The 20,220-nt window shown below is 72.5% G+C and carries 13 protein-coding genes; 9 read left to right on the top strand and 4 right to left on the bottom strand.

Annotation, left to right across the window (positions count from 1 at the left end):
• Window positions 1-9 precede the first annotated feature (9 nt).
• The 4 genes from NQO67_RS33570 (at window position 10) to NQO67_RS33555 (ending at window position 7,768) form a co-directional block, all read left to right on the top strand.
• Window positions 10-1,950 (top strand): serine/threonine-protein kinase, encoded by a 1,941-nt coding sequence (locus NQO67_RS33570; RefSeq protein WP_255954158.1) that lies wholly within the window; start codon window positions 10-12, stop codon window positions 1,948-1,950.
• 136 nt (window positions 1,951-2,086) lie between these two features.
• Window positions 2,087-3,868 carry a serine/threonine-protein kinase gene (locus tag NQO67_RS33565; protein ID WP_255954157.1) on the top strand — a complete coding sequence of 594 codons (1,782 nt, stop codon included), beginning with the start codon at window positions 2,087-2,089 and terminating at the stop codon, window positions 3,866-3,868.
• 217 nt (window positions 3,869-4,085) lie between these two features.
• Window positions 4,086-5,774: a succinic semialdehyde dehydrogenase gene (locus NQO67_RS33560; protein WP_255954155.1), complete on the top strand. Its 1,689-nt coding sequence runs from the start codon at window positions 4,086-4,088 to the stop codon at window positions 5,772-5,774.
• Window positions 5,775-5,818: 44 nt separating this feature from the next.
• Complete coding sequence (locus NQO67_RS33555) at window positions 5,819-7,768, top strand: FAD-dependent oxidoreductase (RefSeq protein ID WP_305126598.1); 1,950 nt, start codon at window positions 5,819-5,821, stop codon at window positions 7,766-7,768.
• A 144-nt stretch (window positions 7,769-7,912) separates the two neighbouring features.
• Here NQO67_RS33555 and NQO67_RS33550 read toward each other — a convergent pair whose 3' ends face one another.
• Both NQO67_RS33550 and NQO67_RS44660 read right to left on the bottom strand, forming a co-directional pair.
• Complete coding sequence (locus tag NQO67_RS33550; protein ID WP_255954154.1) at window positions 7,913-9,517, bottom strand: hypothetical protein; 1,605 nt, start codon at window positions 9,515-9,517, stop codon at window positions 7,913-7,915.
• A 711-nt stretch (window positions 9,518-10,228) separates the two neighbouring features.
• Window positions 10,229-10,462: a chorismate mutase gene (locus NQO67_RS44660; RefSeq protein WP_374119225.1), complete on the bottom strand. Its 234-nt coding sequence runs from the start codon at window positions 10,460-10,462 to the stop codon at window positions 10,229-10,231.
• Window positions 10,463-11,304: 842 nt separating this feature from the next.
• Here NQO67_RS44660 and guaA point away from each other — a divergent pair.
• The 3 genes from guaA (at window position 11,305) to NQO67_RS33530 (ending at window position 16,049) form a co-directional block, all read left to right on the top strand.
• Window positions 11,305-12,888, top strand: a complete 1,584-nt coding sequence (gene guaA, locus NQO67_RS33540; protein ID WP_255954152.1) for a glutamine-hydrolyzing GMP synthase — start codon at window positions 11,305-11,307, stop codon at window positions 12,886-12,888.
• Window positions 12,889-13,914: 1,026 nt separating this feature from the next.
• Complete coding sequence (locus NQO67_RS33535; protein ID WP_255954151.1) at window positions 13,915-15,183, top strand: hypothetical protein; 1,269 nt, start codon at window positions 13,915-13,917, stop codon at window positions 15,181-15,183.
• A gap of 266 nt (window positions 15,184-15,449) precedes the next feature.
• Window positions 15,450-16,049 carry a DoxX family protein gene (locus NQO67_RS33530; protein ID WP_255954150.1) on the top strand — a complete coding sequence of 200 codons (600 nt, stop codon included), beginning with the start codon at window positions 15,450-15,452 and terminating at the stop codon, window positions 16,047-16,049.
• A gap of 51 nt (window positions 16,050-16,100) precedes the next feature.
• On the opposite strand, the gene NQO67_RS33525 is transcribed toward NQO67_RS33530, so the two are convergent.
• Window positions 16,101-16,439 carry a hypothetical protein gene (locus tag NQO67_RS33525; protein ID WP_255954149.1) on the bottom strand — a complete coding sequence of 113 codons (339 nt, stop codon included), beginning with the start codon at window positions 16,437-16,439 and terminating at the stop codon, window positions 16,101-16,103.
• The gene (locus NQO67_RS33520; RefSeq protein WP_255954148.1) at window positions 16,426-17,919 is read right to left on the bottom strand and encodes a PspC domain-containing protein; all 1,494 of its coding nucleotides are present in this window, start codon (window positions 17,917-17,919) and stop codon (window positions 16,426-16,428) included. The genes NQO67_RS33525 and NQO67_RS33520 overlap by 14 nt, the downstream gene beginning before the upstream one ends.
• A 203-nt stretch (window positions 17,920-18,122) precedes the next feature.
• On the opposite strand from NQO67_RS33520, the gene NQO67_RS33515 reads away from it, so the two are divergent.
• Window positions 18,123-19,418, top strand: a complete 1,296-nt coding sequence (locus tag NQO67_RS33515; protein ID WP_255954147.1) for an ATP-binding protein — start codon at window positions 18,123-18,125, stop codon at window positions 19,416-19,418.
• Entirely contained in the window at window positions 19,415-20,191 is a 777-nt protein-coding gene (locus NQO67_RS33510) for a LuxR C-terminal-related transcriptional regulator (protein WP_255954145.1), read from the top strand. Before NQO67_RS33515 ends, NQO67_RS33510 begins: the two co-directional genes overlap by 4 nt.
• Window positions 20,192-20,220 lie beyond the last annotated feature (29 nt).

Here is a 20,220-nt window from a genome sequence, read left to right as displayed (position 1 = left end):
CATGAGCTTATGGGGACCGACGGGACCGCGTGGGCCGAGGGGCCCGGACCGGACGGCAACGCCCGCGTTCTGGTGGGACGGTACCGTCTGGAGGGTCGACTCGGCAGAGGCGGCATGGGCGTCGTGTGGCGCGCCACCGACCGGCTGCTGGGCCGTCAGGTTGCCGTCAAGGAGCTCTCGGTGGACGAGGGCGACGCGCTGGACGCGGACGAGGCCGGCCAGCGGCGCGAGCGCACCCTGCGCGAGGCGCGCGCCCTGGCGCAACTCGGCCATCCGCACATCATCGGGGTGCACGACGTCATCGAGGCCGACGGTCGCCCGTACATCGTGATGGAGCTGGTCGACGGTCCCTCGCTGGCCGAGCTGATCTCCCGGACGGGGCCCGTCGACGCCCGCGAGGCGGCCCGGATCGGGATCGCCCTGCTGGGCGCGCTGCGCAAGGCGCATGACTCCGGCGTACTGCACCGGGATCTGAAACCGGCCAATGTGCTGCTGGAGACCGACACCGGTCGGGTGGTGCTCACGGACTTCGGGATCGCGCAGGTCACCGGCGCGGCGACGCTGACGGAGTCCGGCTCGTTCCTCGGCTCGCCCGAATACACCGCTCCGGAACGGATGTCGGGGTCGCGTACCGGGCCCGAGTCGGACCTGTGGTCGCTGGGCGCGTTGCTGTGCGCTGCGGTCAGTGGCATATCGCCGTTCCGCAGGGACTCGTTGAGCGCCGTGCTGCTCGCCGTCGTCTCCGACGAGATCCGGGTGCCGGCGCAGGCCGGGGAGCTGCTGCCGGTCATCCGCGGTCTGCTGGAGCGCGACCCGGACCGGCGGCTGGACGCCGCGGAGGCCGAGCGGATGCTGCGCGCGTACGCCGAGACCGGCCGGGTGCCGCCGCTGCCGCCGGGAGCAGGACCGCCCGCTGAGCGTGGCGCGGCACGCGCCCGACGGGCGCCGCTCGGCACCCGCCTGTCCCACCTGCCGCTTCCGCACCGCCTCAAGGGCCTGAGCGGCGGCACGGCCGGCGCGCCGACGGCCTCCTCACCCACGCCCCGTGTGCTCCGGCGCCCCCACCGTGCCGCCTGGCGCGGCACCCGAACCCGTCCGTCCGACCCGTCGCACGGGGGGCCGGGGGACACGGGGACAGGACGAGAGAAGGGGCGTCCGGCGGATGGCGAACGGCGCGGGGACTCCGGGACGGACGAGTTCCCGCAGCCGCCGGCAGTACGCGAGTCGCCACGCGTGTGGGAAGCGCCCGAGGACCAGCCACCCGCAGGGACCCAGGAGCCGCCGGGGGCGGCGGGGGCGGCGGGGGTGCCGGAACAACGTGAGCCCTCCGACCACACCTTCGCCGCACAGGAACGCCCGACCGCCGTCGCGCACCCCGCCGCACCGGAGCCCGCCCGGCGGCCACCGGCCACCGGCGGCCGGCACCTCCCACCGGCGGCCGGCCGGGAGCCCCGGTCCCCGGCCGCCCCGTGGTCACCGAACGCCATGGGCCCCTGGCCCCCCGCCGACGCGGAGCCCTGGTCGACGGGGAGCGCGGGGCAGCGGACGTCGCCGCAGGCCGGTGGGGGAAACGGCGCCGCGGAGGCCGGCGGGGTGCGGGGCTCCGCAGTACCTGCCGGCTCACCGCGCACGGCGGACGCCGACCGGTCGTCCCCCGGCCGGCGGCGCACCGCGCGCACCATGCTGGTGACGGCCGTGCTGGTGGTCGCGGTGACCGGAACCGGGGTGTCCGCGATCGCGTTGCTGGTGAACGGGGACGGCAACGGGCACCATGCGCCGAAGAGTTCGGCTCCGGCGAGCACCTCGGCGCCCCCGTCCCCGTCCCCGCCCCTGTCCCCTTCCCCGTCCGCGTCACGACCACCTTCCGCTTCCGTGTCGTCGTCTCCCTCCGCACCGCCGGCGGCCACCGGCTCCGTGCCGTCCTCACCCTCGGCACCTCGCTCGGGCTGATCCTCGTGACACCACCCGGTCGCCCGCTCACCCACCGCGCACTTTGTGCGGACGGCGACCACGCTTTGTCACGTTGTTGCATCTGCTGGCAAAGGGCGGTGGAAATCGCAAGGTCCGCGTCGCCAGGATGGGGTGTATGACGAACGATCGGGGAGGACATCCCAACGAGCCCACTAGTTACGGGCTCCGACCACCGCAGCCGCCGGCCGGCGGGCCGGTGCCCCAGCAGGGCGGCCCGTACGCGCCCGGGGCCGGCGCCTATGACCCGACGCAGGCCACGCAGGACGGCCGCGGCGGCGAGCAGGCGGCTGGTGGGCAGGGGAGTCCCGACCAGAGAGCCCAGGGCCAGGGGCACCCGGGCTACCCTCCCTCGGTCGCGTACGGTGCGCCCACCCAGGTCAGTGGCGCCCCGCAGGAGCAGCGGGTGATCGGCGGCCGTTACCAGCTCACCGCACGCCTCGGTCACGGCGGTATGGGCACGGTGTGGGTCGGGCGCGACCTCGTCGTGAAGCGCGAGGTGGCCATCAAGGAACCGCGGCTGCCGGACAACCTGACCCAGGCCGAGCGGCAGACCGCCTACCAGCGCATGGAACGCGAGGCGCAGGCCGCCGCCCGGATCGACCATCCGTCCGTGGTCACGATGCACGACGTCGTGGTGGAGGACGGCAAGCCGTGGGTCGTGATGGAGCTGGTGCGGGGCCAGTCGCTCGCCGACCGGCTCCAGGAGGGCACGCTCGACCCCCGGGAGGCCGCCCAGATCGGCCTGGCGGTGGCCGGCGCGCTCCAGGCCGCCCACGGCGCCGGTGTGCTGCACCGTGACGTCAAGCCCGACAACGTGCTGCTCGGCCAGGGCGGCCGGGTGGTGCTCACCGACTTCGGCATCGCCCAGGTCGAGGGGGAGCAACGGCTCACGGAGACCGGCGCGTTCGTCGGCTCGCCCGAGTTCATCTCCCCGGAGCGGGTGCTGGGCCAGCGGCCCGGTCCCGCGTCCGACCTGTGGTCGCTGGGCGTGGTGCTCTACGCGGCCGTGGAAGGCATGTCGCCGTTCCGCCGCTCGCACACCCCGGCCACGCTCCAGGCGGTGCTGTCCGCGGAGCCGCAGGCGCCGGCCCGTGCGGGTGGCCCGATGTCCATGCTGATCATGCAGTTGCTCCGCAAGGACCCGATGGCGCGCCCCTCGGCGGCGGAGGTCCGGCAGTCCCTGGAGTCCGTCGCGCATGTCGCGCTCCCGCCGACCCAGGTGTACCCGGGGGCGTCGGGCTCGGCGTCCGCCGGCGGCAACCGCTGGGTCCCGCCGGTGCTCCAGGGCAACCGCAAGGCGCAGTACGGGCTCGGGGCCGGCGTGATCGTCGTGGCGCTCGCGCTCGTCCTGCTGCTGCTCGACCCGTTCGGCGGCGGCGGGCTGCCGAAGAACTGGGAGACCAGGCCGGAGCCGGAGACCGTGGGGGCCACGATCGCGGTGCCCCACGGCTACCACCGCGACCCGAACGACGACAACAGCGGCGTCACTTTCTACGACCCGAGCGGTGTCTTCCACATCTACGTGGAGAAGGTCGACAACTCCCAGAAGGACCCCAGCACCGACGACATCATCAAGCCCGACGGCTGGGCCGCCTACTACCGCAAGGGCGGCGAGAACCAGACCGAGATGTCCAACGAGAAGGTCAGCAGCAAGAAGGTCGACTTCCACGGCACGACCGCGTACGACACCTCGGTCAACTACACGGATCCCACCGACACCGACGAGCCCCCGTTCCGGTACTTCTACCACCAGATCGTGATCCCCAAGGACGGCACCAAGGACAGCAAGGTGTACTGGCGGCTCCAGGTGAGCATGCCCGGGGAGGGCTGGGCGCACCCGGTCGGCGAGCAGCTGTACCAGGACGCCGTCGACAACCTGGAGATCGACGGTCTGTGACCCCGGACGTCCGATCCGCCGAGGTCGACCTGCGCAAGCCCCGGGACCGCGGCCCGGGGCTTCCGCGTGACTGAACCCTGCATTCCGCTTCCTCGGTCATCGTGACCGCCCTGATCACCGCCTTTGCTGCCAGCGATCACTGGCAGGGTGTGAGTGGATGGTGAACGTCGTTACCGACGGGTACCCAAACACCGCGCGCGGGCCTACCCTCACGGCCATGACGGACTCGAAGGCCCCCGCTTCCCCCCAGAACGCCCAGGACGGTCAGGACGCCCAGGACGCCGCGGCGGCTCCGGTCGCCGGTCCGGCGTCGGAGACGGCCGGCACGAATCCCCTCGCGCCGGTCCCCGCGGGTTCCCGCACCCCCGCCGACGTGGTCACGCCGGAGCTGATCGCGCAGCTCACCCGTGATGTCGTCGGCTCCGGCCACACGGTCTGCCACGCGCCGTTCACCGGCGACACGCTGGCCGACCTGCCCGAGTCGACGCCCAAGGACGTGGCGACCGCCTTCGAGCGGGCCCGCGCTGCCCAGCCCGCGTGGGCCGCGCTGCCGGTGCGGCAGCGCGCCGCCGTACTGCTGCGCTTCCACGATCTCGTCCTCCAGCGCCAGGCCGAGATCCTGGACCTCATCCAGGTGCAGACCGGCAAGGCCCGGCTGCACGCCCATGAGGAGGTGCAGGGCGTCCTCGTCACCGCCCGGCACTACGGCCGCAAGGCCGCCGCATATCTGCGGCCACGGCGCCGCACGGGCGCCGTACCGGTGCTCACCCGGGTGACGGAACTCCGGCATCCGCGGGGCGTGGTCGGCCAGATCGTGCCCTGGAACTATCCGTTCGAGCTGGCCGCCGACGATGCCCTGCCGGCCTTCGTCGCGGGCAACGCGCTGGTGATGAAGCCCGACACCGAGACCGCGCTGCCCGCGCTGTGGGCCCGTGACCTGCTCATCGAGGCCGGTCTGCCGCGCGAGGTCTTCCAGGTCGTCATCGGCGAAGGACCGGTGGTGGGCCCGGAGGTGGTGCGGCACGCGGACTACGTCTCCTTCACCGGTTCCACCCGCACCGGGCGCGAGGTCGCCCAGGGCGCCGCCGCCCGGCTGGTCGGTGCCTCGCTGGAACTCGGCGGCAAGAACCCCATGCTGGTGCTGGCGGACGCCGACGTCGAGAAGGCCGCCGCCGGAGCGGTGCGCGCCGCGTTCTCCTCCGCCGGCCAGCTGTGCATCTCCGTCGAACGGCTCTACGTCCACGAGTCCATCGCCGACGCGTTCCTGGCCCGCTTCACCGCCCGCACCAAGGCGCTGCGTCTGGGCAGCGGCCTCGCCTACGGCGCCGACATGGGCTCGCTGGCCGGCGCACGGCAGCTGGCGGCGGTCACCCGGCACGTCGACGAGGCCGTCGAGAAGGGCGCCCGGGTCCTCGCCGGCGGCGTGGCCCGCCCGGACATCGGCCCGTACTTCTACGAGCCGACCATCCTGGACGGTGTGGTGGACCCGATGGCGGTGTGCGGCGAGGAGACCTTCGGGCCCGTCGTCTCCGTCTACCGCTTCACCGACGAGGACGAGGCCATCGCGCTCGCCAACGCCACGCCGTACGGCCTCAACGCCTCGGTGTGGACGAAGGACGCCGCACGCGGACGCCGGGTCGCGGCCCGGCTGCGCACCGGTTCGGTCAACATCAACGAGGGGTACGCCGCCGCGTACGGCAGCGTCCAGTCGTCGATGGGCGGCATGAAGGACTCCGGCCTCGGCCGCCGGCACGGCGGGGAGGGCATCCACAAGTACACCGAGGCCCAGACCGTCGCCCACCAGCGGCTGCTGCCGATGGCTCCGTCCTTCGGCATGGACGACGCCGCGTACGCCGCGTTCATGAGCCGCAGCCTGCGCGTCATGAAGGCCCTGGGCCTGCGCTGACCGGTCCGGACACTCCTCACGCACGTACGTCACCGGAGGTACCGATGCCCCAGGACGAGCCCGCCCAGAGGGACATGGCGGCGCACGACGACCCACCCGCCGCCGGAGGCGACCACGACCACGACGTGGACTACGACGTCGTCGTCATCGGCTCCGGCTTCGGCGGCGCCGTCTCCGCCCTGCGACTGGCCGAGAAGGGCTACCGGGTCGCCGTGCTGGAAGCCGGCCGCCGCTACACGCCCGAGACGCTGCCCAGGAACTCCTGGGACCTGCGCCGCTACCTGTGGGCACCGAAGCTCGGCCTCTACGGCATCCAGCGCATCCACCTGATGTCCAACGTCATGATCCTGGCGGGCGCCGGGGTGGGCGGCGGCTCGCTCAACTACGCCAACACCCTCTACGTGCCGCCGAAGACGTTCTTCGAGGACCTCCAGTGGGGGCACATCACCGACTGGCAGGACGAGCTGAAGCCGTACTACGAGCAGGCCCAGCGCATGCTCGGCGCCCGGCTCTCCCCCCACATGACACCCTCCGACGTGTACCTCAAGGCCGCCGCCGACCGGATGGGCTGCGGCGACACGTTCCACCTGGCGCCCGTCGGGGTCTTCTACGGCGACGGCGAGGACGCCGGGGGGGCACGGGCCGAGCCCGGCACCGAGGTGCCCGACCCGTTCTTCGGCGGCAAGGGGCCGGCCCGCCGGGCCTGCACGGAGTGCGGCGAGTGCATGACGGGCTGCCGGCACGGCGCGAAGAACACCCTCAACGAGAACTACCTCCACCTGGCCGAGCAGGCCGGCGCCGTCATCAAGCCCATGACGACCGTCGTCGAGCTGGCCGAACACCCAGAGGGCGGCTACGCCGTCACCACCGTGCCCACCGACAAGCGGCGCCGCGGCCGGCGGACCGTGCTGCGTGCCGCACGCGTGGTGGTCGCGGCCGGCACGTACGGCACCCAGACGCTCCTGCACACGATGCGCGACGCCGGCCGGCTGCCGCGCCTGTCAGCCCGGCTCGGAGAGCTCACCCGCACCAACTCCGAGGCGCTCACGGGCGCGTTCACCTTCCCGCGCGCCTTCCGCAGGAAGCAGGGCGCGGACGCGGAGCTGGACTTCACCAAGGGGGTGGCGATCACCTCCTCGATCCATCCGAACCCCAGCACCCACATCGAGCCGGTCCGGTACGGCAAGGGCTCGAACCTGATGGCCCTGATCTGCGTCCCCCGCAGCCACAACCGGCGGACCCTGCTGGGCCGGGCGCTCTCCGCCGTCTTCACCGGCTATCTGCGCCACCCGATGGCCGTGCTGCGGATCGTGGCCGGCAACCGGTGGTCGGAGCGGACCATCATCGCCCTGGTCATGCAGAACCGCGACAACTCCCTCACCACCCGACGCAAGAAGCGGAGCCCCGGCAAGGGCCTGCTCACCGCCGAGCAGGGACACGGCGAGCCGAACCCGGCACACGTCCCCGAGGGCACGCAGGCAGCGGTGGAGGTCGCCCAGGAGATCGGCGGCGTGCCCGGCTCCAACATCGGCGAGGTGATGGGCACCCCGCTCACCGCGCACTTCCTGGGCGGCTGCCCGATCGGCGACTCGGCGGACACGGGCGTCATCGACCCGTACCACCGTCTGTACGGGCACCCGGGCATCTCGGTCGTGGACGGCTCGGCGGTCTCCGCGAACCTGGGGGTCAACCCGTCCCTGACGATCACCGCGCAGGCCGAGCGGGCGATGTCGTACTGGCCGAACAGGGGCGAGGACGACCAGCGCCCGGCCCAGAGCGAGCCCTACCGGCGACTTGCCGCGGTGGCCCCGAAGTCCCCCGCGGTCCCTGCCGATGCGTTCGGCGCGCTGAAACTGCCGTTCCTGGGGATGCCCACGGTGCCGTCGAAGGGTTCGAAGGGTTCGGAGGCTGCAAAGCCGCCGGAGCGTTCGGAGGGGTCCAAGGGCTCGAAGGCCGCGGCGGCTTCGACGCGAGGGGCTTCCGGCGTGGAGTGATCTGCCCGCGGGGCGCGTCGCTGCGGCGGCGCGCCGTGCGGCCGCCCGCCCAACTCATGCAGTTGCCTGACTGAACTCATACGAAGGGACCTGCGCCCCCCTCCTAGCGCAGGTCCCCTCGTTCGCCGCTGAGCGGCGCTCGTCTCAGGCGGTGTCTGAATTGCCTGAGATGTCTTCGGGGTCTTGCGGCTTCGGCGAGCCGTCGGGGCGCGGGGCGGTGTCGCCGTCGGCCGTGGCCGTCGCGTCGCTTGCTTCCGTTGCCTTTGTTGCCTTCGTCGCTTCGGTCGCTGCGGTTGCTTCGGTTGCTTCGGTTGCTTCGGCCGAGTCTGACGTGGCTGTGGTGTCGGCCGGATCGGCGGGGTCGGCCGGATCCGTGGTGCCCGGCGGGGTGGTCGTGGCTGTCTCGTCCGTGGTGGAGCTCTCCGCGCCGGTGGTGTCGCCCTGGTCCGCGGCGTCCTCGGTGGCGGCTGGGTCTTCCGTGTCGCCCATGGGCTCCGCGACATCGGCGTCCTGGGCGTGCGCGAGAGCGATCGCGCGCCGGCGGGAGGCGAAGACGAGCAGCGCACCGAGGAGCACGGCGCAGGCGCCGATGACCCCCATGATGGGCACCGCTTCGGATGTGCCGGTGTCCGCCATGGCGCCGGTGACGGGGACGATCTGGGTGGCGCCCTGGGGGTGGGTGCCGTTGCCGTGGCCGTCCATGGGCTTCTCGCCGGTGGGCCGGGCGTCGTCCACGTTGCCCAGGTGGCTGCCGGCCTTGAGGACGGTGAAGTCGTAGGTGTCGCCGTTGATGTTGCAACTCGAGCCGTGGCCCGCGTAGACGGCGGTGCTGAGCGCGAAGGCGGCGCCGGCCGGGGCGCGGGTGGCGACCCGTACCCGCAGGAGGAGGTCGACCCGGTGGCCGGTGGCCAGGCTGGGGATGCGGGCGACGAAGGTGCCGGTGTAGGGGTGCCGGCCGGTGCCGTCCTGGTAGGAGTCCTGGAAGGCGTCGGTCCAGCGTCCGGTGGCGGGGTCGTGGAACTGTAGCTGCGCCAGGCTGCTTTGCAGGGACGCCTGCTCGTTCACGCCGGTCGTGTACTCGGTGAAGCTCTGTACGTAGAGGTTCCGCAGGGGTGCGCCGGAGTGGTTCGTCACGGCGAAGGTGAAGGGGTGCCAGCCGGAGCCGGCGACTATCTTGCTCGGGAGTCCCGACACGTCCACGGAGAGCCGGTCGTCGGGGACGAACTCCTTGCACTGGCTGGGGGACCAGCCGTCGCCGGGAAGGGGCGGCTTGCTGTTCTTGCCCTCGTCCTGGCCGCCGCTGCCGTCGCCCTCGCCCGTCCCGTCACCGGTGTCCTGAGGCTCGTCGGAGGTCGCGTCGTGATCGCGGTCGATGTCGAGGGTCGGGGAGGAGCCGGGCTTCGGGACGGTGCCGGAGGGCGGCTGCGTGGCTCCGGCGGGCGGCTCCGTGGATGCGCTCCCACTGGGCGTGGGCGAGCCGGTCGGTGTCGGGGTCTGCGGCGTGCTCGGATCGGTTGCCGTGGCGCTGGGGGTGGCGGTGCCGCTCGCGCTCAGCGGGGTTTCGTCGGACGCGGCCGGGGTGGGGGTGGCGCCGGCGGTCTGGTCGGTGCCGCCGGCCGCGGTGTCCGTGCCGCCTGAGGCGGTGCTCGCGAACGCCGTGGGGGCCGATACGGACAGCAGCGTGAGCGGGACCGGCGCGGCCAGCGCGGCGACCGTGGCCGTGGCGGCGATGGCTCGGCGAAGCTTCATAGGACCTCGGAGTTGTCCGGCGCGCTCCGGTCGCTCAGCACGCGGGTGGGGGGTAGGTATACGCCGTAGGTGAGGACGGGCGTTGATTATGCATGGATGACCTGCGGTTACTGGGAAGGGTTGCCCATGAACTTCCGTTCTTCCTATGTGATATGCGTCACCATAACCCGTACAGTCTCTGTTTCGACATGGCTTGAAAACAGCTATGGGCAAGTCGCCGGCGGAGAAGCCGTCATGGGCCGGCCGCGGAGGGCGGCGCGCGGCGAAGGCCGGTTCCGGAGCATTCCGGTCGATGCCGGATGGGCTCGGAGGTTCCGGGGAGTTCCGGTCGGTGCCGGTGCCGGTGCCGGTGCCGGTGCCGGTGCCGGAGACGGAGGCGCGGAGAGCGCGTCGCGTATGTCGGCAGTGCGGGGGCGCGGGGCGCGAGCGCTGGGTGTGAGGGGGGTCTGCGGCCGGCTCCGGGCGTCCCCGGAGCCGGCCGTTTCCCGGTGACCGGGCCGCTGTCCCCTGCCGCCCGGTCACATGCCCGGAGCGGTGTCCCACGGCGCACGGCACGACCCGTGCATTCCACCGCTCCAGAAGTGCCGTTCGCGGTCCCTGGGGACCGCCCCTGGCCGGCACGGACACCGGGACCAACGAAGCGACGCGCGGGCGGTCACGCGCCGTACGGGTGAGAGGCGGGGATGTGCAGGAGCGGTCCGGGTCTCAGCTTCAGATACGGCCACGGGAGAGTTCGAGCAAGGTCATCGCCAGTGAGGTGCCCGGCCTTCCGAGCGCGTTCCGGTAGTGACTGAGGATCTCCATCTCCCGGGAGAGGTTCACCCGGCGACCTCCTGAGGAGATGCGTGACTCCTGGATGAGCGCGGAGACGGCCATCCGCTCCCGGACGAGGCCGATGATCCGTTCGTCGAGCGCGTCGATCCGCGCGCGGGCGCCGGTGATCACGTCGGCGGCGTCGACGGTACGGGCACCGGTTCTGTCCGCGGTGGAGTCGTCCGTGGTGGTGGACGGGGTCGCCTTGGTGCCTCCGGCGGGTTCGGTCGTCTTGTCGGCGCCGCTCGCGTTGGCGGCGTGGCTGTCCTTGCCGGTGGTGGCCGTCGCGGTCTCGGCGGCCTTCGTGCTCTGCGTCATGGTGCGGGCTCCTCGTCGTCGCTGGTGTGGATGTGCGGATGAGGTGCGCCGGGGCGGTAGGCCCGGAGATGCGACAGGCGCCCCGAGCCTTGTCGGCCCGGGGCGCCTGGGAAGTCGCTGGTGGATCAGGCAGCGCGACTACGGCAGCCGGTGGGCCGGTTGCCATAGGTAAAGAACGCGCGCTGCTGCATCACGTGCACAGTATGCACGGGCGCCGGTGCACCCGGTCAAGGCGGGGACGGTCGCGGGCCCGGATGCCGAGACGGCACGGGCGGTGCGGGGACCGCGTCACCGCGCACGGACCGCGCAAGCAGACGACCACGCTGCGCGGCCTGTGCCCGGCCGGGGCGGCCGGGCACAGGGGGATCAAACGGTTCCCGTCCACGGCCCTACCCTGCGGGAGATCGTTCAGCACAGACCAGCGCAGACCGGCGGAGGTCAACGGAAGCCAGCGCAGACCAGCGGAGGTCAACGGAAGCCGCCGCAGGTCAACGGAGGTCAGCGGGTCGGGGCGAGGTTATCCACAGGCTCGGAGGGTCGCGCGCCGGCGCCGTTAGAATCGAGGCACAGACCCTCTTGCAGCACCCGGTTCCGGAGCCAGTGGCGCCGGCGGTCGGGGGCTGTGTCCGCTAGTCCCACGCCGGAAGGCCGTGCCCGTGCCATCGTCCCCCGCTGCCGCCGCTCCCGGTACCGTCCTGGTCGTCGACTTCGGTGCGCAATACGCCCAGCTCATCGCCCGCCGAGTCCGTGAGGCGAGGGTGTACAGCGAGATCGTGCCGAGCACCATGCCGGTCGCCGACATGCTGGCCAAGAAGCCGGCGGCGATCATCCTGTCCGGCGGCCCCTCGTCCGTCTACGCGGAGGGCGCCCCGCGTCTCGACCGGTCGCTGTTCGAAGCAGGTGTCCCCGTCTTCGGGATGTGCTACGGCTTCCAGCTCATGGCCCAGACCCTCGGCGGCACCGTGGACAACACGGGGGCGCGGGAGTACGGCCGCACCAGCCTGGCGGTCTCCAAGGCCGACTCCACCCTGTTCGAGGGCACCCCCGTCGAGCAGCCCGTGTGGATGTCGCACGGCGACGCGTGCAGCGCGGCACCGGAAGGCTTCACGGTGACCGCCTCCACGGACGTCGTCCCGGTGGCCGCGTTCGAGAACGACGAGAAGAAGCTCTACGGCGTCCAGCACCACCCCGAGGTGATGCACTCCACCTACGGCCAGCAGGTCCTGGAGCACTTCCTGTACCGCGGCGCTGGCATCGAGCCGTCGTGGACCACCGGCAGCGTCATCGAGGAGCAGGTCGCGGCGATCCGCGCCCGGGTCGGCAGCGCTCGCGCGATCTGCGGCCTGTCCGGCGGAGTGGACTCCGCGGTCGCCGCCGCCCTCGTCCAGAAGGCCATCGGTTCCCAGCTGACCTGCGTCTACGTCGACCACGGCCTGATGCGCAAGGGCGAGACCGAGCAGGTCGAGAAGGACTTCGTGGCGGCCACCGGCGTCCAGCTCAAGGTCGTCGACGCCCAGGACCGCTTCCTCGCCGCGCTGGCCGGGGTCTCGGACCCGGAGCAGAAGCGGAAGATCATCGGCCGGGAGTTCATCCGGGTCTTCGAGCAGGCCCAGGCCGAGATCGTCGCCGAGGCGCCCGGTGACCACCCGGTGGAGTTCCTGGTCCAGGGCACCCTCTACCCCGACATCGTGGAGTCCGGCGGCGGCACCGGCACCGCCAACATCAAGTCCCACCACAATGTCGGCGGCCTCCCGGAGGACCTCGAATTCCAGCTGATCGAGCCGCTCCGGGAGCTGTTCAAGGACGAGGTGCGCATGGTCGGCGCCGCGCTCGGCCTGCCGGACGAGATCGTCCACCGCCAGCCGTTCCCCGGGCCGGGTCTCGGTATCCGCATCATCGGCGAGGTCACCAAGGAGCGCCTCGACCTGCTCCGCGAGGCCGACGCGATCGCCCGTGAGGAGCTGACCGCGGCCGGCCTCGACCGGGACATCTGGCAGTGCCCCGTCGTGCTGCTCGCGGACGTCCGCAGCGTCGGCGTCCAGGGCGACGGCCGCACGTACGGCCACCCGATCGTGCTGCGCCCCGTCTCCTCCGAGGACGCCATGACGGCCGACTGGTCCCGGCTGCCCTACGAGACCCTGGCCCGCATCTCCACCCGGATCACCAACGAGGTGGCGGACGTCAACCGCGTCACCCTCGACATCACGAGCAAGCCGCCCGGCACCATCGAGTGGGAGTGAGGACGCGCGGGCCCGGGCGGTGCCCGCCCGGACCCGAAGCGACGGAGCCGGCGGTCGACGTTCCCGAGCCCGCCCCCCTCGGCCTCCGAGCCCTTCGGCGCCATGGCCTCCGGCGCCGCAGCCGCCTCCTCAACGTCTGAAGACCCGACCTCCGAACCCTCGGTCCCCGAACCCCCCGGTTGCCGGAAACGCCGACGTAGCCACAACGGCGGGCTTCGCGTCCTGCCCAGCCCCGCGCCCCTTGCGTGACCGGCCGACCGCGGCAGGGAAGCCACCTGCCCCCTCCTGGGTGAGGTGCGTGGTCCGTCAGCCGGCGCCTCCGGCGGCGTCGCCTTCTGTTTCGTTGTGGGTCGGGGGCGTGGGGGATGTACGTGCTCGGCCGGCGCGATGATCGTGGACCGTCAGTTCACCGGCACTCGGCGGCGGTCCTGCGCGCGCACATCCCCCACGCCCCCTCCCGTCTCGTACGCGCCTGCCTCGCCGGTGGGGCTTGTCCCATGCCCGTAGCGGGGCGACACCCCGAAAGGGGTGGAGGAAGGAAAAACGAACCACCGGGGGAGAGTCGCGAGTGAGACGGGAGGTGTCGTGGGGGTATGTGCGCGCGCAGGACCGCCGCTGGGTGCCGGTGAACTGGCGGTCCAGGGCAATCGCGCCGGCCGAGCACGTACATACCCCCGCGACACCGACCCACCACCCCACCGAACGCGGCCCTTCGGCACCCACGACACCCCCCTCAACAAGACCTTTCCATGCCGATGGAGTACCGCCCACGCCCTTAAGGCAGTGGGCGAGTGGGAGCGACCCTGACGTCCGCGGCAGCGCCCGGAAGTCAATCCGCGTCTCTCTGCGTCACCCTCGCCACGCGCGCCGGTCGACCTGTCGGCCAACTCCCCGGGTGCGTACGGCACAATCAGTCCCTGTCGTCCGGGGCACGAGCGCCGCGGTCGCCCCGCTCGTGCCGTAGGTCGGCCGGCGGCAGGAAACCGGACCATGAGGGCGCTGGGGCGCGGAAGGCGGAGTTGGCGCGTGGCGGTGCAGCAGGCGGAGCAGGGCACGCACGAGGGTGGCTGCACATGCGGCGACTGCCCGCGCGGGGCGCGGGAGGGTCATCGGCGTGCGGTGGCCGCATTCCTCGCCAAGCGTGAGGGGTTCGCCCAGGGCAAGGGGCTGCCGTCGGCAGTGGCGCACTCGGTGGGCGCGGCCCGCCAGTGGGTGTCGGACGAGTTGACCCAGTCCGCGTCCGTCGTCGCCGAGCGGAGTCGCGCCGAGGGCGAGGCCTGGACCGCGTCACTGTGGCCGCGCACCCTGGGCGCGGTGTGGGCCGGGGTGTTGGTGCTGGTGCTGGTACAGGCGCTCACCGGCATCGGTGTGGGCTGGACCATCGCCCGCACCGCGGGCCTGCTCGCCGCGGCGGTCATCGCGATCGCGCTGACCGCCGCCGGCTTTCTGCATAGGGCGCGCGGCGGCATCCTCGCGCCGGTCATCGGCGAGGACAACCGGCTGTCCACCTCGCGCGCCGTTGCCGCCTCCTGGGTGCTGTTCGCGGTCTTCGCCGTGCTGGTACTCGCCGGTGAACTCGCCGGGGCCTCCAGTCACCACGCACGCGACACCCTGATCGACGGGCTGGACCTGGCCCGTGGCGCCGGCGTGGTCGCCGTGGTGGCGGTGGTGTGCGGGGTGGCCGTCCTGGTGCGGCGCGTCGTGGCACTGCGGGTGCGCAGCCAGCGGTTGCAGAAGGTGCGCGCCGACCGGCCGCGCGCGGCCGACCTGCTCACCGACGACGCCGGCCGTGCGGACTTCGCGGACACCCAGTATGTCGTGATCACCGCCGTGGCCCTGGTGTTCAGCGCGGTGCGGCTGGCCCGGCGACCGGAGCAACTGCCCGACGTGCCCTGGGGCCTGGCGCTGCTGGTGCTGGTGTCGGCTGCCACGTATCTCGCCGGGAAGTACGCGGAGGGCGGACGCGCGGTGATCCTCTCCGTGGTGCGCGCCCGGGAGGCGGGCGATCTGGACGGACCGATCCGCACCGGTGACGACATCGAGATCCGCGGCGCGGGCTTCGTACCCCCCGGCGCACAGGGCGCGGACCGGCTGGCCCGGACCGTGGTGCGGATCGGGAGCGTGCATGTGCACGTGCCGCTGGTGCCGGTGCCCGGCGGCTTCAGCAACCCCTCGGACACCGTCCTCACCGTGCCGGTCCCCGTCGACGTGGAACCGGGCCGCGTGGACGTCCAGGTCATCACCGCCGCCGGTACCGAGACGAACTGCTGCACCATCGACGTCACCACCGACTGACGGCACCCGCCGGTACGTCTCCGGGTGCCGCCCCGGGGTGCCCTGCCCCGCGGGACGGTCGCCTTTCACCGCCGCATTCACTCCGCGTTCACCCGCATCCGTCCCGCATCCGTCCCGCAGGTCTCCCGGAATTCGTCGCCGTTCCTTCGCATCTCCCGCATCAATCCCTTGCGTACGCGGGTGAGCCGCCCCGTCCTGGCATCCGTAGTCTCTGTTGAAAGTCATACGAATGTTGGCGGGATCTGGCGGGCGAGGGGTGGCAACCGATGGCTCAGGACGACACGCAGCGGCTGTTCGTCGGGGGAGGCGGCCCGGGCAGCGGTGGTCTGCGGGACTCCCTCGGAAGCCCGGTGAGCCCGGCGTACTCGGGCACGCAGGCGGGCGGTAGGGGCGGCGGTGCCGCCCTGTTCGCGCTTCTTCCGCTGCGGATCTTCCTCGGCGTCACCTTCATCTACGCGGGAATCGACAAGCTCACCGACGGTTCCTTCCTGTCCGCGTCGGGCGCGGGCTCGATCGGCGAAACGATGCATGCGGTCCGTGACTCCGCGGCCATACCCGCCATGGTCGACCTGGCTCTGAAGAACCCCGTCGACTTCGGCTACGCCATGGCCTTCGGCGAGCTCGCCGTCGGACTCGGAGCTCTCTTCGGCCTGTTGACCCGGCTGGCCGCCACGGGTGGCGCGCTCATCTCGCTGAGCCTGTGGCTCACCATGAGCTGGGCCGTCACGCCCTACTACTACGGCAACGACCTCGCGTACCTCATGGCCTGGCTGCCGCTGGTGATCGGCGGGGCGCCGCAGCTGTCCCTCGACGCGCTGGTGCGTGCCGCGCGTCGCCGCAAGGCCTCGGACCTGCCTCAACCGTAGGCTGCCAGCAGGGCAGGGCCCGACGCCGGATCGGATCAGGGACGGACGCGCTCAGCCGCCCGATCCCCGAGGCCGGGCCTCCGACGGGTCCGTACCGGCCTGCGCCCCCGGCACGCGTGCGTGGACCGGAGACTCGGGTATGTGCGCGCCCTGGACGCTCGGGTTCTGCACACCGGGAGTTCCGGTGCGCGCGCGGCGCCGGTGGTACCGGACGGCGGAGGCGATGGTGCCGGTGGCGCCGGCGAGACAGAGGCCGCCGACCACGATGGGCGCCATCACGAACCACGGGACACTCCAGAGCCCCCGGGCGTCTCCTCCGAACACGACCGCCGCACCGAGCAGGGCCACACCCGCAACCAGCTTTCCCGGCTGGACGTCATGCCGCAGCACGGGCCACCTCCACCTGTCCGATGCCCACGTTGAGACTGAGGTCGACCGTGCCGCCGGGGGCCTGGTCAACCGAGGGATGCAGGGTCACGTCCTTCTCCTTGCCGGGCGCGACGTCCACGTCCTGACGGCCGTCGCCGGGCAGCTGGATGTCGCCGAGGTCCACCACCACATGCAGGCGCACGGTGGTGTCCTTCGGCACGACGACCTTCAGACGGCCGGCGCCGACCTCCGCGTGGCTGCTCACCGTGTGGCCCTTGGCGACGTGGACGCGGCTGAGGTCGAGGGTGCCGTCTCCGGTGCCCAACGCGTAGTGCTCATGGACCTGCGCGGCGGTGGGGGGTTGCCAGGTGGTGCGTATCCAGTCCGTGGTGATGTTCTTCGGCAGGGCGGAGGAGGCGGCCAGCAGTGCGGCCGTGATCACCGCGAGCATGATCGAGCCCGCGCCGGTCCTGCCCAGCAGGGCACTGATCCCGATGCCCAGGGCGAACACCGCGAGGGCGGCGGCCAAACCGGTCTCCAGGCTGGTGCCGAGCGCCTCGGTGCGCCAGGTCAGGCCGGTGCCAGCGGCGCCGGCGAGGAGCGCGAGCAGGAACACCCAACCGCCTATCCAGTGCGGCCCCGAGGGTGCGGGGTGCCGTGGCGGGCGAGGGGCGGTGTCCCAGCGTGAGGTGCGGGCGACATTGCGGGCGGCCTTGAGGTCGCGCATGTTCTGCGGGCCCCACAGGTAGCCGGTGCCGCCCTCGTGGGTGCCGTCCTTGACGATCGGGTCGCGCCACCAGGCGGGGTAGGACGCCGGTGCCGGTGGGGCCTGGGCCTCCGGCGGGGCGTCCGCCACGGCCTGGGCGGCGAGCGGGTCGGAGTCGAGGGTGCCGCGCCGCCGGGCCCAGTAGCCGGCACCGGCCAGCAGCAGGGCGACGCTGGCGCCGAAGGTGAGGACGCCCTGATTGCCCAGCATGGACAGGAACAACCCGCAGCCGACCAGCGCGAACAGCACGGCCGTCAGCGTCACGCCGTCCACCCGGCCGGACAGCAGCCGGCGTGCCTCGTTCTCCTCCTCGCCGTCGAAGGGGACGAAGAGCCAGAAGAGGCCGTAGAGAATGAGGCCGAGGCCGCCGGTGAGGGACAGGACGGCCAGCACGATCCGGAAGATCACCGGGTCCAGCTCGCAGTGCCGCCCGAGGCCCGCGCAGACGCCGCCCAACATCTTCTGCTCGCGCACCCGCCGCAGGCCGTCCAGCACACGACCGGCACCCGGCTCGGCCCCCGGCCCGCCGGCGCCCGTGCCCCCGGTCCCCGCCGCGCCCGCTTCCGCACCGCCGGCAGGCCCCCCCGGCGCCGAGACCGCGTCGGCCAGCGCCGTGCCGCCGCGGGCGGCGGAGCCCGGACCGCCGCCCGGGCCCGGGCGCGCGCCGCCCCCGGACCCGGTGCCGGGTCCGGGCCTGGGCTGCGATCCGCCCCCGGCATGCTGCTGATCTGTCATACGTCCATGGTGACGGCCGAGACCGGCGTACGGCAGTCGGGAAGACCCTGGCCCGACCCTGAAATCTTCCCTGACATCCACGGCACCCCCCTGACATCCCTACATCCCTGCTCTCGCCCCCGAAGCCGGGCCCGGGAGTGATCAGGGACGTCTCGGGGTCCGACCCTGATGTCACCGTCAGCGCGGCATGTGACCATCGACGTATGCCGGAAGCCGCCACCGCAGCCGTCGAGGACCCGCGGCCCCCGCGCAAGCTCTACCGCAGCAGCGACGGTCGCTGGCTCGGAGGCGTGGCGCGTGGGCTCGCCGGGCATCTCGGGCTGCCCGTGATCTGGGTGCGCATCGTCTTCGTGGGCCTGATCATGGCCGACGGGCTCGGCAGTCTGCTGTACGCGGCCTTCTGGTTCTTCGTCCCGCTCGGCATCGGTGGCGTCGATGCCGGCCGCAGCCCCACCATGACCGAGACCACACGTGACGGCCGTCGCAGACGTGGCGTCCGCAGGCCGGACCGCGGCCAGGTCGTCGCCCTGCTCGCCATGGTCGTCGTGGCCATGGTCTTCGTCGGCCAGGTCGACCTCGGCGGCCCCGTCAAGGCCTACCTCGGCCCGACCGTGCTGGTCGGCGCCGGTGTCGCCCTGGTCTGGCGGCAGGCGGACAATGCCCGCAGGGCCCGCTGGATGGAGGTCGGGCGCCGCCGCAGGACGCTGACGCTGCTGCGCTCCGCCGCCGGTGTGCTGCTGGTCGGCACCGGCGTCACCGGCATGTTCATCATGCAGGGCTCCGTCGAGCACCTCGGCTCCGTGATGCAGGCGGCGCTCGCCGTCATCGTCGGCATAGCGCTGCTCGCCGGCCCGTATCTCGTCCGCATGATGCAGGACCTCTCCGAGGAGCGGCTGATGCGCATCCGGGCCCAGGAGCGTGCCGAAGTCGCCGCGCATGTCCATGACTCGGTCCTGCACACCCTGACCCTGATCCAGCGCAATGCGGACAATGCGAGCGAGGTACGCCGGCTGGCCCGTGCCCAGGAGCGTGACCTGCGCACCTGGCTCTACAAGCCGGCCGTCTCCAGCCCGTCCGGCGAAGCCGCCGACGAGGGGCCGGGCACCCTCGCCGAGGCCGTCCGGCGCAGCGCCGCCGAGGTCGAGGACAAGCACGGTGTCCCCATAGAGGTGGTGGTCGTCGGAGACTGCCCCCTCGACGAGCAGTTGTCCGCACAGATGCAGGCCGCACGTGAGGCCATGGTGAACGCGGCCAAGTACGGTGGCCAGGGCGGCGCCGTGCAGGCCTTCGCCGAAGTCGACGGAAAGACGGTCTTCGTGTCCGTGCGGGACCGCGGACCCGGCTTCGACCTGGATGCCGTGCCCGCCGATCGGATGGGCGTACGAGAATCGATCATCGGCCGGATGCAGCGGCACGGCGGCACGGCCCGGCTCCGCGCGGTGCCGGACGGCGGCACGGAGGTCGAGCTGACGATGGAGAGGGCGGAGACGACGTCATGAGCGAGGCGAGCGAGCCCAGGGCCATGGGCGGGCCGGGTGGCGCGGTGGGACCGGTGGGAGCGGACCGAGGCGGCGCCCCAGCCGGGTCGGGCACCCCGGATCCCGTCGCCGACCGGCATGCGCGCGTGGTCCTCGTCGACGACCACCGGATGTTCCGTACCGGCGTCCGCGCCGAGATCGGGCGCACCGACCTCACCGGAGTCGAAGTCGTCGGTGAGGCGGCCGACGTCGACCAGGCGGTCGAGGTCATCCGCTCCACCCGGCCCGAGGTGGTCCTGCTGGACGTGCACCTGCCGGGCGGCGGCGGCGTCGAGGTGCTGCGCCGCTGCGCCCCGCTGATGGCCGACACCGAGCGTCCGGTCCGCTTCCTGGCCCTCTCCGTCTCGGACGCCGCAGAGGACGTCATCGGTGTCATCCGTGGCGGCGCCCGTGGCTATGTCACCAAGACCATCACCGGTGCCGATCTGATCGACTCGATCTTCCGCGTGCAGGAGGGCGACGCCGTCTTCTCGCCCCGCCTCGCCGGCTTCGTCCTGGACGCCTTCGCCTCCACCGACGCCCCGCCCGTCGACGAGGACCTGGACCGCCTCACCCAGCGCGAGCGCGAAGTGCTGCGCCTCATAGCGCGTGGCTATGCGTACAAGGAGATCGCCAAGCAGTTGTTCATCTCGGTCAAGACGGTCGAGTCCCATGTCTCAGCGGTGCTGCGCAAGCTCCAGTTGTCCAACCGTCACGAGCTGACACGCTGGGCCACGGCCCGCCGGCTGGTGTGACCGGCCGTGGCCGGGTGGGAAGCCCGGGG

It is taken from the genome of Streptomyces odontomachi, from assembly GCF_024435355.1.
Classification (GTDB): Bacteria; Actinomycetota; Actinomycetes; order Streptomycetales; family Streptomycetaceae; genus Streptomyces; species Streptomyces odontomachi.
The sequence above is the reverse complement of the archived record's forward strand: the minus strand, read 5'-3'. Positions and strand labels throughout refer to the sequence as shown.